General features: G+C 63.1%; 11 protein-coding genes and 1 tRNA gene. 11 read left to right on the top strand and 1 reads right to left on the bottom strand.

Going from position 1 to position 13,752, the window contains the following annotated elements:
• The first annotated feature begins 232 nt into the window (after positions 1-232).
• The 9 genes from TSB10GB4_RS09415 (at position 233) to TSB10GB4_RS09375 (ending at position 11,465) form a co-directional block, all read left to right on the top strand.
• Positions 233-685, top strand: a complete 453-nt coding sequence (locus TSB10GB4_RS09415) for a DUF2924 domain-containing protein (protein ID WP_186395530.1) — start codon at positions 233-235, stop codon at positions 683-685.
• Complete coding sequence (locus TSB10GB4_RS09410) at positions 682-2,013, top strand: recombinase family protein (RefSeq protein WP_186395529.1); 1,332 nt, start codon at positions 682-684, stop codon at positions 2,011-2,013. The genes TSB10GB4_RS09415 and TSB10GB4_RS09410 overlap by 4 nt, the downstream gene beginning before the upstream one ends.
• On the top strand, positions 2,010-2,417 hold the full coding sequence (locus TSB10GB4_RS09405) for a hypothetical protein (RefSeq protein ID WP_186395528.1): 408 nt from the start codon (positions 2,010-2,012) through the stop codon (positions 2,415-2,417). Before TSB10GB4_RS09410 ends, TSB10GB4_RS09405 begins: the two co-directional genes overlap by 4 nt.
• Positions 2,418-2,503: 86 nt before the next feature.
• A complete protein-coding gene (locus tag TSB10GB4_RS09400) occupies positions 2,504-2,692 on the top strand; it encodes a type II toxin-antitoxin system Phd/YefM family antitoxin (RefSeq protein ID WP_186395527.1) in 189 nt (62 codons plus the stop codon).
• 1 nt (position 2,693) lies between these two features.
• Complete coding sequence (locus TSB10GB4_RS09395) at positions 2,694-5,174, top strand: class I SAM-dependent DNA methyltransferase (protein WP_186395526.1); 2,481 nt, start codon at positions 2,694-2,696, stop codon at positions 5,172-5,174.
• Positions 5,165-6,463 carry a restriction endonuclease subunit S gene (locus TSB10GB4_RS09390; RefSeq protein WP_186395525.1) on the top strand — a complete coding sequence of 433 codons (1,299 nt, stop codon included), beginning with the start codon at positions 5,165-5,167 and terminating at the stop codon, positions 6,461-6,463. The genes TSB10GB4_RS09395 and TSB10GB4_RS09390 overlap by 10 nt, the downstream gene beginning before the upstream one ends.
• Positions 6,456-9,551: a type I restriction endonuclease subunit R gene (locus TSB10GB4_RS09385; RefSeq protein ID WP_186395524.1), complete on the top strand. Its 3,096-nt coding sequence runs from the start codon at positions 6,456-6,458 to the stop codon at positions 9,549-9,551. Before TSB10GB4_RS09390 ends, TSB10GB4_RS09385 begins: the two co-directional genes overlap by 8 nt.
• The gene (locus TSB10GB4_RS09380; protein WP_186395523.1) at positions 9,551-10,267 is read left to right on the top strand and encodes a M48 family metallopeptidase; all 717 of its coding nucleotides are present in this window, start codon (positions 9,551-9,553) and stop codon (positions 10,265-10,267) included. The genes TSB10GB4_RS09385 and TSB10GB4_RS09380 overlap by 1 nt, the downstream gene beginning before the upstream one ends.
• A 229-nt stretch (positions 10,268-10,496) precedes the next feature.
• Positions 10,497-11,465: a GIY-YIG nuclease family protein gene (locus tag TSB10GB4_RS09375; protein ID WP_186395522.1), complete on the top strand. Its 969-nt coding sequence runs from the start codon at positions 10,497-10,499 to the stop codon at positions 11,463-11,465.
• A gap of 268 nt (positions 11,466-11,733) precedes the next feature.
• Here TSB10GB4_RS09375 and TSB10GB4_RS09370 read toward each other — a convergent pair.
• Positions 11,734-11,823: transfer RNA gene (locus TSB10GB4_RS09370), tRNA-Ser, on the bottom strand.
• A 494-nt stretch (positions 11,824-12,317) separates the two neighbouring features.
• Here TSB10GB4_RS09370 and TSB10GB4_RS09365 point away from each other — a divergent pair.
• Complete coding sequence (locus TSB10GB4_RS09365; protein ID WP_186395521.1) at positions 12,318-12,641, top strand: hypothetical protein; 324 nt, start codon at positions 12,318-12,320, stop codon at positions 12,639-12,641.
• Positions 12,642-12,709: 68 nt separating this feature from the next.
• Positions 12,710-13,372, top strand: coding sequence for a peptide-methionine (S)-S-oxide reductase MsrA (msrA, locus tag TSB10GB4_RS09360; protein ID WP_186395520.1), 663 nt, complete (start codon positions 12,710-12,712; stop codon positions 13,370-13,372).
• The last annotated feature ends 380 nt before the right edge of the window (positions 13,373-13,752 follow it).

The raw sequence follows: 13,752 nt of genomic DNA, 5'->3' as shown, positions 1-13,752 counted from the left end.
AAGGGAATCCAATCCCTTAGGTGGTCTCTGCCATGGACATGCCGAACTCGATCCACCCCGGCCACATGACGCCGGACGAGCGAATCGGGGAGGTCTGCCGGATTCTCGCGCGCGGGCTGGTTCGGCTCAAGGCACGCCAGTCAAGGCAAGTATCTGGCGACCGCGGAGAAAGTTGCCTTCACTTCCCGCCCGACCGGAGCGGTCATGGAACTCCAAATTGCAAAGGAGACGCATGACCATGACAGAAAACATCCTGTCCCGGCTGGCCGCGCTGAAGACCACGCCGACGCCTGACCTCAAGAAGCAGTGGCGCGAACTCTTCGACACGGAGGCACCGCCTTACAATCGGCGCTTCCTCGAAAGCCGGCTCGCCTATCGGATCCAGGAATTGGCTTATGGCGGTTTGAAGCCCGCGACAGTCGAGCGCCTCGAGGCCCTGGGTGAGCAACTCGATGGTGGCAACATCGTGCTGCGCCGGATCCGCGCCGACGACAAGCCGATCGCCGGCACGCGGCTGATCCGCGAATGGCAGGGCGTCGAGCACACCGTCACGGTGCTGATCGACGGTTATGAATGGCAGGAGCGGTCCTACCGCTCGCTCTCCGCCATCGCGCGCGCCATCACCGGGACGCGCTGGAACGGCTGGGTCTTCTTCGGCCTCAAGAACCGGCGAGGCCAAGCATGACGAAATCACCCGCATCCGCCAAATCCATCCGAAAGCTGCGCTGCGCGGTCTATACGCGCAAGTCGACGGAAGAAGGGCTGGAGATGGAGTTCAACAGCCTCGACGCCCAGCGCGAGGCTTGTGAGGCCTATATCGCCAGCCAGAAGCCCGAAGGCTGGCTGCTCTATCCTGAGTCCTATGATGACGGCGGCTTCTCGGGCGGGACGCTCGACCGGCCGGCGCTGAAGCGCCTGCTCGCCGACATCGAGGACGGCCGGATCGACGTGGTCGTCGTCTACAAGATCGATCGGCTCAGCCGCTCGCTGATGGATTTCGCCAAGCTGGTCGAGGTGTTCGATCGCGGCGGGGTCACCTTCGTCAGCGTGACCCAGTCGTTCAACACCACGACGTCCATGGGGCGGCTTACGCTCAACATCCTGCTCAGCTTCGCCCAGTTCGAGCGCGAGGTGATCGGCGAGCGCATCCGGGACAAGATCGCCGCCTCGCGCAAACGCGGCATGTGGATGGGCGGGTTCGTGCCGCTCGGCTACGAGGTCAGGAACCGCAAGCTGGTGATCAATGATGCCGAGGCCGCGATGGTCCGGATGATCTTCGAGCGCTTCGTCGAGGTCGGTTCGGCGACCGCGTTGGCCCGGGCGCTCGCGGCCGAGGGCGTGCGGACGCGGCGCGGACGACTCGTCGACAAGGGCTTCCTCTACAAGCTGCTCAACAACCGGGTCTATATCGGTGGCGCCGTGCACAAGGGGACGGCCTATCCCGGCGAGCACGATGCCATCATCACGCGCGCCTTGTGGGACAAGGTGCACGGAATCCTGCGCGAGAGCCCGAGGATGCGCGCGGGCCGGACACGCGCCGCGACACCCGCATTGCTCAAGGGCCTCATCTTCGGGCCGACCGGCTGCGCCATGACGCCGACGCACACGCGACGCGGCGACAAGCTCTACCGCTACTATGTCAGCCAGTCGGTCCTGAAGCGCGGCGCCGATGCCTGCCCGGTGGGGCGCGTGCCCGCCGCCGAGATCGAGGGCGCGGTTGTCGACCAGCTGCGCGGCCTCCTTGGCACCCCGGAGGTGATCGTCGGCACATGGCGATCGGCGCGGCGCGAGATCGATGGTCTGTCCGAGGCTGAGGTCAGGGAAGCCTTGGAAGGGCTCGACCCGCTGTGGGACGAGCTGTTTCCGGCCGAGCAGGCGCGCGTCGTCCAGCTGCTCGTCGAGCGCGTCGATGTCGGACAGGGAGGCGTCGATATCCGCCTCCGCGTCGATGGGCTGGCTCGTCTGGTTCATGAGCTTGGCGGCATGGCCGACGATCCGCGGAGGGCAGCATGAGAGCCGGTGACGCCGCCACCGATGACGGGCGCACGCTGACGGTCCGTGTTCCCCTGACCGTCCGGAAGCGCGGCGGGCGCAAGGAGGTGGTCATGCCCGACGGGGCGTGCTGGGGCCAGCCCCGCCCGCGCGTCGACAACACCATGGTGAAGGCGATCGCCCGGGCCGACCGCTGGAAGCGCCTCATGGAGAGCGGCCGATTCGCCTCGGTGACCGAACTGGCCGAAGCGGAGAAGATCAACCAGTCCTACCTGTGCCGGATTCTGCGCTTGACGCTATTGGCCCCGGACATCGTCGAGGCGATTCTCGACGGAAGGCAGCCGCCTCAATTGACACTCGCGGTGCTCATGGGACCGTTTCCATCGTCTTGGGCCGAGCAGACCCAAGCTTTCCTGCCCCGATAGCGCCGTCGTCTCGCCCATAGGCGCTTAGGCATTGCCATTTGGGCCAAATTGGCCAAAAGTGGATCGACGCATAGGCGGGGAGTCGCATGCTGACCCTGAGCGCGAAAGACGCGAAGTATGGCTTCGGCCGATTGATCGACCTTGCCCGCGCCGAACCGGTTGCGGTCGCCAAGCATGGTCGGCCGGTCGTCGTGGTGCTGTCGGTAGAGGAGTTCGAGCGGTTGAAGGCGGTCGAAGAGCAAGCGCAGTTCCCCCGAAAGAAGGGAAATATCTGAAGTGGCGATCAAGAAATCCGACCTCTACTCCTCGATCTGGGCTTCGTGCGACGAGCTCCGAGGCGGCATGGATGCCAGTCAGTACAAGGATTACGTACTGTTCATGCTGTTCATCAAGTACATCACCGACAAGTACGGGAACAGCAGTGACTTCGCTCCTCCGGTGACGATACCCAAAGGCGCGAGCTTCACGGACATGGTGGCGCTGAAGGGCAAAAGCGACATCGGGGACAAGATCAACACGCAGATCATCCAGCCCCTCATCGAGGCTAATACGCGACTCGCCCGCAGCGACTTCCCGGACTTCAACGACCCAAACAAGCTTGGCGAAGGCCAGGCGATGGTCGATCGCCTGACCAACCTGATCGGCATATTTCAGAAGCCGGAACTCGACTTCTCCGAGAACAGGGCCGACCACGACGACATCCTCGGCGATGCCTATGAATACCTGATGCGGCACTTCGCGACCCAAAGCGGCAAGAGCAAGGGGCAGTTCTACACACCGTCGGAGGTGAGCCGGGTCATCGCGCAGGTGATCGGCATCTCGCCGCACAACACCAAGGCTGCGACCACGGCTTACGATCCGACCTGCGGCTCGGGCTCGCTGCTCCTGAAGGTCGCCGCCCAGGCCGGAAAGCACATCACGCTCGAAGGACAGGAGAAGGACGTGACTACTGCGGGCCTGGCCCGCATGAACATGATCCTGCACGATTTCCCGACGGCCAACATCCTCTCCGGCAACACCCTGGCCGCGCCGAAGTTCAAGGACGGCGAGCAGCTTCGCACCTACGACTACGTCGTCGCCAATCCGCCATTCTCCGACAAGACCTGGACCGCCGGCCTCACGCCCTCGAAGGACCCCTTTCAGCGATTCGCCTGGGGCGAGCCACCCGCCAAGCAAGGCGACTACGCCTATCTGCTTCACATCATTCGCTCCATGAAGGGCACAGGCAAAGCCGCCTGCATCCTTCCGCACGGCGTGCTCTTCCGTGGGAACTCCGAGGCCAAGATCCGCCAGCAACTCGTCCGCTCCGGCTATCTCAAGGGCATCATCGGTTTGCCCCCCAACCTCTTTTACGGCACCGGCATCCCGGCCTGCATCGTGGTGCTCGACAAGGAGAACGCTGCAGCCCGCAAGGGTGTGTTCATGATCGACGCCTCCAAAGGGTTCATCAAGGACGGCGCCAAGAACCGCCTGCGCGAACAGGACATCCACCGCATCGTCGACACGTTCGCCAAACAGGCCGATGTTCCGCGCTACGCCCGGATGGTGCCGCTGGCTGAAATCGCTGATCCGAAGAACGACTTCAACCTCAATCTGCCTCGCTACATCGACAGTACCGAGCCGGAGGACATCCAGGACATCGACGGCCATCTGCGCGGCGGCATCCCGGAGCGCGATCTCGATGCGCTCGGCGCGTATTGGAAAGTGCTTCCCAGTGTCCGCGGGGTCCTGTTTGAGTCCGCGGGTCGTCCCGGCTATGCGCGCCTCAAGCTGCCGCTCGCCGAAGTGAGACCCGCCATTCTCGGTCATGCCGAGTTCGCCGCGTTCCAGCACCAGGCAGCAAGGCTCTTCGCCGACTGGCGCAATGCGGCCACGCCGCGCCTCACCGACTTCGGCCAGGAGGGTCACCCGAAGGAGCTGATCGAGACCATCGCCGAGGAACTCCTCGCCATGTTCCGAAAGGCCCCGCTGCTCGATGCCTACGACGTGTACCAGCACCTCATGGACTATTGGGCAGAGGCGATGCAGGACGACGCCTATCTGATCGCCGCCGACGGCTGGGTGAAGGGTGCGCAGCCGCGCGAGATCATTCAGGTCAAGGACAAGAACAACAAGCTCACATGGCCGGAGCCGCACGACTATCTGAAGGGCAAGCGGCGCTTCAAGTCGGACCTGGTTCCCGCGCCGATCCTCGTGGCCCGCTACTTCGCTGCCGAGCGCGATGCCATCGAAGCGCTCGACGCCCAACTCGCGTCGCTGGAGCAGCAGCTCGACGAGATGCTGGAGGAAAACAGCGGCGAGGACGGACTTCTGGCCGAGGTGATCGAGGGCGAGGGCGACAAGCAGAAGATCGTCGCGAAGGCCGTGAAGGCACGGCTGAAGGAGATCGGCAAAGACCCGCTCTACGACGACGAGCGCGCCGCGCTGGAGGCTTATGCTGATCTGCTCGACCAGCAGACCAAAGCCAAGGCCAAGCGCAAGGCCGAGCAGGAGGTCTTGGACAAGAAGATCGACGCGAAGTATCCCAAGCTCACCGAGGCGGAAATCAAGACGCTGGTGGTGGAGGACAAGTGGATGGCGCGGCTGTCGGCCACCGTGCAGGACGAGATCGACCGGGTCTCGCAAACCCTCACTGACCGAGTACGAGAGTTGGCAGAACGCTATGCCGCGCCGCTGCCAGAGCTCGAAGACGAGGTCGATGCGCTCGCCGCTCGGGTTGCGACCCATCTGAAGGCAATGGGTGCCGCATGGACGTGAGGCCAGGCTACAAACTGACCGAGATCGGCATCATTCCAGAGGATTGGGATGCAGTGCCGTTAGGTGACCTGTTCACTTTCAAGAACGGTCTGAACAAGGCGAAAAAGTACTTTGGCTACGGCACGCCAATCGTGAACTACATGGACGTGTTCGGGCGGCCCGGCCTTCGATTGGATCACATAAAAGGGCGCGTCGACGTATCGAGATCGGAGCTTGAGGGGTTCGAGGTCCGGAAGGGCGACGTGTTCTTTACCCGCACTTCCGAGACGGTTGAAGAGATTGGGGTTGCCGCTGCAATGCTAGATCCGGCGAAAGACACAGTCTTCAGCGGCTTCGTGCTACGCGCCCGCCCCACGGATGACAGCCTGGATGACCATTTCAAAGCCTACTGTTTTTCGCCGAAATACTTCCGGCAGCAGGTCATTGCGCGGGCGACGTACACGACGCGGGCGCTGACTAACGGGCGGTCATTATCTGCCACCATTCTGGCGCGTCCGCCCCGTGCAGAGCAGGAATCAATCGCGGAGGCGCTTTCGGATGTAGACGCTGCAATCGCCGCGATTCGACGACTGATCGCCAAGAAACGCGACCTGCGGACCGGCGCGATGCAGCGCCTGCTTACCGGCGAGTCCCGCCTGCCGGGCTTCACCGCCCCCTGGCAGGAGAAGCGGCTGGGCGAGTTGGGGCGGTTCCTGAAGGGCTCCGGCGTCCCGCGAGGCGCGGCGTTCTCCGGCGAACTTCCGTGCATTCGCTATGGGGAGGTCTACACGACGCATCATAACGTTGTTCGACAGTTCACATCTCGTATTTCGCGTGCTGTTGCCAACAACGCGACGCGTATTCAGTTTCGTGATCTGCTTTTCGCCGGTTCTGGAGAAACGAAGGAGGAGATCGGCAAGTGTGTCGCGCTGACCACTGATGTCGAGGCATACGCCGGTGGTGATATCATCATACTCCGACCATACGGCGGCGACCCGGTATTCTTGGGCTACTTGATGAACATCCCACAGGTCGCTCGGCAGAAAGCCAATCGTGGCCAAGGCGATGCGGTGGTTCACGTCAGTGCAAGAGCGCTCGCGTCGGTCGAGGTTCTGCTGCCTGACGAGCGCGAACAAGAGGCTATCGCCGAGGTCCTTTCCGACATGGAAGCCGAGATCGCCGCACTGGAGGCGAGGCTCGCAAAGACCCGAGATCTCAAGCAGGCCATGATGCAGGCGCTGCTGACGGGACGGGTGCGCCTGCCTGTTTCAGCGGTAGAGACATGTGAACCGGAGGCCGCCCATGGCTGAACGCCCCCGCAGTGAACGCGCGACGCAGGACCGCCTCGCCGCCCTCATCACGAGCCCTGAGGATCAGGGCGGTCTGGGCTACCGGCACCTTGGCGACTGGTCGAAGCGCGAAGGGAACCGCGCCATCGAGGCGGACCTCCTGCGCGACAATCTCGCCGCGCGCGGCTATTCGCCGGCCCACATCTCGGCGGCGCTGCAAAGGCTGGAGACCGCCGCGGACTCGACAGGCATCACGCTCTACCAGGCCAACCTGCGCACGTACCAATTGCTGCGCTACGGCGTCCCGGTGCAGATCGCAGCGGGCCAGGCGCACGAGACCGTCCACCTGATTGACTGGGAGCACCCGGAGAAGAACGACTTCGCGCTCGCGGAGGAGGTGACGCTGAAAGGCGGCCACCAGCGCCGGCCCGACATCGTGCTCTATCTCAATGGCCTTGCCGTCGCGGTGATCGAGCTGAAGCGCAGTTCGGTGGAGCTGGCCGACGGCGTGCGCCAGCTCATCACCAACCAGGAAGAAATCTTCAACAAGGGCTTCTTCAGCACCGTGCAGCTCCTGCTGGCGGGGAGCGACTCGCAGGGACTGCGCTACGGCACCACAGGGACGCCAGAGCAGTTCTTCGTGACGTGGAAGGACGAAGAGGCTTCGGGCGTGCCGCTCACTGCCGGAGCATTGCTCGACCGGCCGTTGGCTCAGATGTGCAACAAGCCCCGGCTGCTCGACCTGATCCGCAATTTCATCATCTTCGACGCCGGCCAAAAGAAGGTGCCGCGGCAACATCAGTTCTTCGGCGTCAAGGCTGCGCAGGAGCGCATCGCCAAACGCGAGGGTGGTGTCATCTGGCACACCCAGGGTAGCGGCAAGAGCATCCTGATGGTGCTGATCGCCAAATGGCTGATGGAGCACGACCCCGATGCGCGCATCCTCGTTGTCACCGACCGAGACGAGTTGGACAAGCAGATCGAAGGGGTGATGAAGAACGCCGGCGTGATCGGCGCCGAATCTCCTTCGCCGCGTATCACCACGCGGGCGGCGTTCGTGGAGAAGCTCGGAGCGGCCACGCCGCGCCTGCTGTGCGCGCTCATCCACAAATTCGACGCAGCGGACCTGAAAGGCGAGCCTCCTCCCGTGACGGGGCGCTTCTACGTGTTCGTGGATGAGTGCCACCGCACGCAGGGCGGCGACATGAACAAGCAGATGAAGCGTTGGCTGGAGGGCGCGATCTTCATCGGCTTCACCGGCACGCCACTTCTGCGCAAGGACAAGCTGATGACGCGGGACGTCTTCGGCACCTACATCCACACCTACAAATTCCATGAGGGCGTGGCCGACGGTGTCATCCTCGACCTGAAATACGAGGCCCGCGATGTGCCGCAGCGGCTTACCTCCAGGGCCGCGATCGACCAGTGGTTCGAGCAGAAGACCAAAGGCCTGAACAACTTCCAGAAGGCCGTTCTGCGCAAGCGCTGGGCGACGATGGAGGAACTGATGAGCGCTGCAGAGCGCAAGCAGCGCATCATCGCCGACATCATCGAGGACTTCAGCCTGAAGCCGCGATTGAATAACGACCGCGGCACCGCGATCCTGGTCGCACCGTCGATTTACGACGCATGCCACTACTTCCGGCTGTTTCAGAATACGAGTTTCGGCTCGTACTGTGGGATCGTCACATCCTACGAGCCGAACCACAACGCAATATCTCGCGAGCCGGCGAACAGCGACGAGCGCTACAAGTTCGACACCTATACGAAGCACGTGCTCAGGCCCGGCCAGACCACCAAGGAGTACGAGGACGAGGCCAAGCGGCGCTTTATCGAAGAGCCCGCGAACATGAAGCTGCTGATCGTCGTCAGTAAGCTGCTCACCGGATTCGATGCGCCGAGCTGCACCTACATCTACCTCGACAACGAGCTGCGCGATCACAACCTGTTCCAAGCCATCTGCCGCACCAACCGGCTGGACGGCGAGGACAAGGACTACGGCCACATCGTCGACTTCAAGGAGCTGTTCGGCGACGTGCAGCAGGCGATCGCGGTCTATAGTTCCGACGAGTTGGACATCGACGAGGGCAGCGGCGGAGAAAACAACGTCCACCTCAAGAACTGGCTGGAGGAAGGTAAAAGGAAACTCGACGAAGCCCGCGAGGCGCTGCGCTACTTGTGCGAACCGGTACCCCTGCCGCGTGAGATGGAGCAGTTCCTTCACTATTTCTGCGGGGACGCCGCAAATCCGAACGCGCTGAGCGAGACCGAGGCGCTGCGGATTTCGTTCTACAAGGCGGTCGCCGTCTTTGTCCGCGCGTTCGCGGCTATCGCTCAGGATCTCACGGAGGCAGGATATTCCGATGCTGACGCGGCCGCCTTGCAGAAGGAAGCCGAGTTCTACGGCGAGATCCGTTCTGCCATCAAAAAGCACTCGGGCGAGGAACTCGACATCAAGCCCTACGAAGCGGACATGCGACACCTGCTCAATACCTATGTCCAGGCCGATCCGGCGGCCGACCTGGGGGAGCTAGACCAAATTCCGCTAACCGAGCTTATCATCGAGACGGGCATTCACGACGCCATTGCACGAAAGCTCAACGAGAAGGGCAAGCTCACCAGGAACGCCATCGCCGAGGGCATCATCAACAACGTCCGGAAGACTATCATCCGCGACCAGCTCACCGATCCTCGATTCTACGAGGAGATGTCGAAGCTGCTGGACGATCTCATCAAGCAGAGCCGGGCAGACGCGGCGGCCTATGAGGAGTTCCTGCGCAAGGCGGAAGAGTTGGTGAAACGACTGGCCGCGAAGCAACCCGATGCAGGCATCCCTTCGGCGCTGCATGGCAAACGAGAGGCGACGGTCATCTTTAACAACCTCGCATCGATCTCCGCGTCGACCTTCCAGTGCCCTGCGAATGACGACGACAAGGCCGCGCTGGCCCTGCGGATCGATCTGGCCGTCCGTGAACGCGCTCCCGCGGGATGGAAGGGCGACCAGGCACGCGAGGCGCAGGTACTCAATGCCCTGTTTCCCATTCTCGACCGCGATCGCGAGGCCACGTTGGCTGTTTTCGAGATTATCAAGAATCAGCCGGGGTACTGATGACGGAAACGATCCAGCTCGGCGATATCACCATCGCGATGACCCGGAAGGACATCAAAAATGTCCATCTATCGGTACATCCGCCGAGCGGGCGCGTCACCCTTGTCGCTCCTTTGGCGACCCGCCCCGAAGTGGCCCGCGCCTATGCGGCATCCAAGATCGGCTGGATCCGGGACCAGCAGGCGAAATTGCTCGGCCAGGCGCGGGAGACTCCGCGCCAATTTGTCGAGCGAGAGAGCCATTATCTATGGGGACGGCGCTATCTGCTTTCCCTTGTTGAGAAGGACGTGAAGCCTTTCGTTCGGCTGGACCATCGCAGGATCACACTCACTGTCCGTCCCGGAAGCTCGCCCGCAAAGCGGGAAGAGATCATGCAGGAGTGGCATCGGTCACTGCTACATGAAGCTGTCCCTCCGCTGATACGAAAATGGGAGGCGAAGCTCGGCGTAGAGGTTGCCAGCTACTTCCTCCAGCGCATGAAGACGAAATGGGGCGGGTGCAACCCTCGACAGCGAAATATTCGTCTTAACACCGAGCTGGTGAAGAAGCCGAAAGACCTGCTGGAATATGTCGTCCTGCACGAGATGATTCACCTCATCGAACCAAAACACAATGAGCGCTTTCTCGCCCTGATGACAAAATACTATCCGACGTGGCGGGAGGCGCGCGCAGAGCTCAATGAGCTGCCCCTGGCTGCCGAGGTGTGGAGAGAATGATCAGCTCGCGCCGCTCTGGACCCGGGCAAGGATGTTTCGCGCAAGATGGTTGCATCGCTCTCCTTCGCCTGCCGCTGCTCGCCGGGCAACACAGCATGATACCGATGCTCATAGCGACAATAGCCCACTGCGACCGGGCTGGATTTGCTCTCAGGAAGACCGGCACGAACTACGTCAGCCCCCTCCATCAGGTGTTTTGCTCCACCGTCGCAGAGATGCAGGGGGCGGCATGAACAAACCCCGTTCGATAAACATCTTCCTTCTCGATGGGGATCCGAACGGCATTCGGGTAGCACAAATCTCGATGTCGACGATCCAGGCCATTGCCTTCCGCCGTAATCAGCTTCGGCGGGTTCGCGAAGCTTTCCCCGAGATCGAGCGGCCCGGCGTATACATCCTGATCGGTGCCGATGAGGATGCGCAGGACCGGCAGCTTGCGTATGTCGGCGAGTCCGAAGGCATCGGCGCTCGTTTGTCGTATCACAATTCAAATGAGGCAGGGCGCGACGCCAAGGGTTTCTGGACCGATACGGTCGTGCTGATCAGCAAGGACGAGAATCTTACCAAGAGCCACGCCCGCTACGTCGAGGCCTGTCTGATCCGCAGCGTCGTGAGCAATCCTCGCTGGAGCCTTCCGAACACCCGGACACCCTCCGACGACGCTGGCAAGCTGCCCTTACCTGACCGTGCAGCTATGGACGAGTTCGTGGATCAGACTAAGACGCTGGTCGGTGCGCTTGGCTGGGACTTGTTTCGGCAAATTCGTGGGCGAGTGGCTGAGGCCATGCCGATAGACCATGCTCTTTCCGAAGCTCCGCCTGTCGGGAGCCCTCGCTTCTTCTTTCGGGGAGAGGGTTTCGCAGCTGAAATGGAGCTCGGGCCGTCCGGGGATTTCGTGGTCAGGTCTGGCTCGAAGGCACGGGTCCGGACCACGACGACGATCCCACGCGGCACAACCGCTCTGCGTAGTACCCTGGTCGATAAGGGAGTGTTGCGGCAGGAAGGCGATTTCCTAGTTTTCACCAGCGACTACAGCTTTTCTTCTGCCTCGGCCGCAGCTGCGACCGTAATCGGAGCGAGCGCGAACGGGCGGATACTGTGGAAACTCCCTGATGGCCGGACGTATGCCGACTGGGAGGCCAACCAGGACAACGCTCCGGTCGTCGACGGTGAGATGGGTAACGCAGGCGCAGAATAGTTGGACTGCAGCTGTTTTACCCGAGCGGCTATCGAAGGGGATCCCAAAGCGATCTGAGGCGGGCGGGAACAATCTTATTGGCCTTCAATGGCTTAAGAATCCGTACTGGTGCCGGTTCAGTCCAGAGGTCGAGAGAAAAACGGCAGAGAGAGAACGCTCAGAGCCGAGTGTGCCGGCGTCGCAGTCCACAGGTTTGCACCCGAACCGCGCGGCTCCTTGGCGTTTCAGCCCCGCATCCGCGCGCGGAGAACGTTCGACAGGGTAGTAATGGCGGAGAGAGAGGGATTCGAACCCTCGATACGGTTTCCCGTATACACGCGTTCCAGGCGTGCGCCTTAAACCACTCGGCCACCTCTCCGCAGCCGGCCCGTCCGAAGGGGCCTGCGCAGCAGGCGTTTCGGCGGTCCTCGTGCGGGAGAAAGACCGCAGCCGGCGCAGGTGCCGAAGCGGCACGGGGCCGGACCGATCCGGCCCGCAAGTCGCGCAATATACTGACGGCGCGGCCAAGTTCAAGCCTTCATCCATGTCCCTGAGCGCTTTTCAACACGGGCACGCGGAGGGCCGCAAGACGCCGGCCGGACGACGGGGCCCGGCGGCACGCCCACCTGCGCATTGTCGCCGTTTTCGCGTGCTTTGCTGTCGCCTGGACGCGTCCGGCGGGCTATGGTCCGGATCGCGCCTGCGCGCGTATCCGGGCTGACGGTCAAGGGCCGGGACGGACCCCATTTGGGGGCGGCGACACCCGGTTGGCGCGGGACAGGTGCGTCAGGCGGGCGTGACAGGCAGGCGCGTCAGGCAACCCCGGCCTGGCGGGCCGCGGGCTTTCGTGGTGGATGGATCCGGAACGGGACGATGGTCAGACTTTTCCTGCGGCTTCTCGGGCTCTGGTTCGTCGCCCTGGCGCTGGTGGCGCTCGTCGTCGACGGCACCGCCACCATCGCCGCCGGGGCCTGGTCGGCGACGCCCTTCGGCCAGTACTGGTTCGATTTCGCGCCCGGCAGCCTTGCCGCCGCCCAGGCCTTCGTCCAGAGCGAGATCAACCCGCTCGTCTGGGATCCGGTGGTGCTGACGCTGCTGGTGCAGCCGGCCTGGGTGATCGTCGGCCCGCTCGGCTTCCTGCTGCTGTGGATCGGCGACCTCGGCCGCGGCCGCCGCAGGCGGGCAGGCATCGCCTGACCTGACGCCGTCCCGGCGTCTTGCCTGACCTGACGCCGTCCCGGCGTCTCGCCCAAAAGGAGGCATCCATGTCGTTCATGACCATGCTCAGCAACAAGTTTTCCCTGGTCGACCCGGCGATGGCGCTGCCCGGCCGCAGCGAGCCGATCATGACCCCGGGCATCCATACCGTGCTCGGCCGCCCGCTCGATCTTGCCCCCGGCGCCGGCGAGGACGAGGTGCTGCTCGGCCTCGGCTGCTTCTGGGGCGCCGAGCGGCTGTTCTGGACCCTGCCGGGCGTTCTCGTCACCGCCGTCGGCTATGCCGGCGGCCACACGCCGAACCCGACCTATCACGAGGTCTGCACCGGGCGCACCGGCCATGCCGAGGTGGTGCGGGTGGTCTTCGACACCGCGCGGCTGTCGCGCGAGGCGCTGCTCAAGGCGTTCTGGGAGGGCCACGACCCGACGCAAGGGATGCGCCAGGGCAACGACACCGGCACCCAGTACCGCTCGGCGATCTATTGCGCGGCAGGAAGCGAGATGGCGGCGGCGGTGGAGGCCTCGCGCGCGGCCTATGCGGCGGCGCTGAAGGCGGCCGGCCATTCGCGCGCGATCACCACCGAGGTGAAGCCGGTCGGCGCGTTCTACTTCGCCGAGGACTATCACCAGCAATATCTCGACAAGAATCCCGGCGGCTATTGCGGCCTCAGCGGCACCGGCGTCGCCTGCCCGGCCGGGCTGGACGTTTAGGGTCAGGACCCATTTATATGGCCGCAATGGTCGTCCTGACGTGTGCGGATACGCGAAGCAAGGCCGCAGGAAGACCTTACGTCTTTCACGGACTTGCGACAAAGTAGCCCGTGCAAGTCAGGACGATCCGTGGACGTCCGATAGACCGGCGACCTGCCGCGTCGAAGCCCTTGACCGGGGGGGCGGCCCCGCTGCTGCGGGCTTCTTCTCGCAGGTCTTGGTCTATCGAACGCCATTGCTGTCATATTAGGGCCCGGACCCATAAAAGGGGTTCCTCTGACGGCGGGATTGTGATTCAGGGTCTCTGAGGGGGACCCGTCATGGATCGCGACTATTTCTGGCTCAGCGATGAGCAGTTTGGGCTGCTTGAACCGCATCTG

This window comes from Stappia sp. TSB10GB4, from assembly GCF_900185745.1.
In the GTDB taxonomy this organism is placed as follows: Bacteria; Pseudomonadota; Alphaproteobacteria; order Rhizobiales; family Stappiaceae; genus Stappia.
The sequence above is the reverse complement of the archived record's forward strand: the minus strand, read 5'-3'. Positions and strand labels throughout refer to the sequence as shown.

Coding starts and splice junctions, on each gene's coding strand:
- TSB10GB4_RS09410 (WP_186395529.1), top strand. CDS start 682: ATGACGAAATCACCCGCATCCGCCAAATCCATCCGAAAGCTGCGCTGC.
- TSB10GB4_RS09405 (WP_186395528.1), top strand. CDS start 2,010: ATGAGAGCCGGTGACGCCGCCACCGATGACGGGCGCACGCTGACGGTC.
- TSB10GB4_RS09365 (WP_186395521.1), top strand. CDS start 12,318: ATGGTCAGACTTTTCCTGCGGCTTCTCGGGCTCTGGTTCGTCGCCCTG.
- TSB10GB4_RS09400 (WP_186395527.1), top strand. CDS start 2,504: ATGCTGACCCTGAGCGCGAAAGACGCGAAGTATGGCTTCGGCCGATTG.
- TSB10GB4_RS09375 (WP_186395522.1), top strand. CDS start 10,497: ATGAACAAACCCCGTTCGATAAACATCTTCCTTCTCGATGGGGATCCG.
- TSB10GB4_RS09385 (WP_186395524.1), top strand. CDS start 6,456: ATGGCTGAACGCCCCCGCAGTGAACGCGCGACGCAGGACCGCCTCGCC.
- TSB10GB4_RS09390 (WP_186395525.1), top strand. CDS start 5,165: ATGGACGTGAGGCCAGGCTACAAACTGACCGAGATCGGCATCATTCCA.
- TSB10GB4_RS09380 (WP_186395523.1), top strand. CDS start 9,551: ATGACGGAAACGATCCAGCTCGGCGATATCACCATCGCGATGACCCGG.
- msrA (WP_186395520.1), top strand. CDS start 12,710: ATGTCGTTCATGACCATGCTCAGCAACAAGTTTTCCCTGGTCGACCCG.
- TSB10GB4_RS09415 (WP_186395530.1), top strand. CDS start 233: ATGACCATGACAGAAAACATCCTGTCCCGGCTGGCCGCGCTGAAGACC.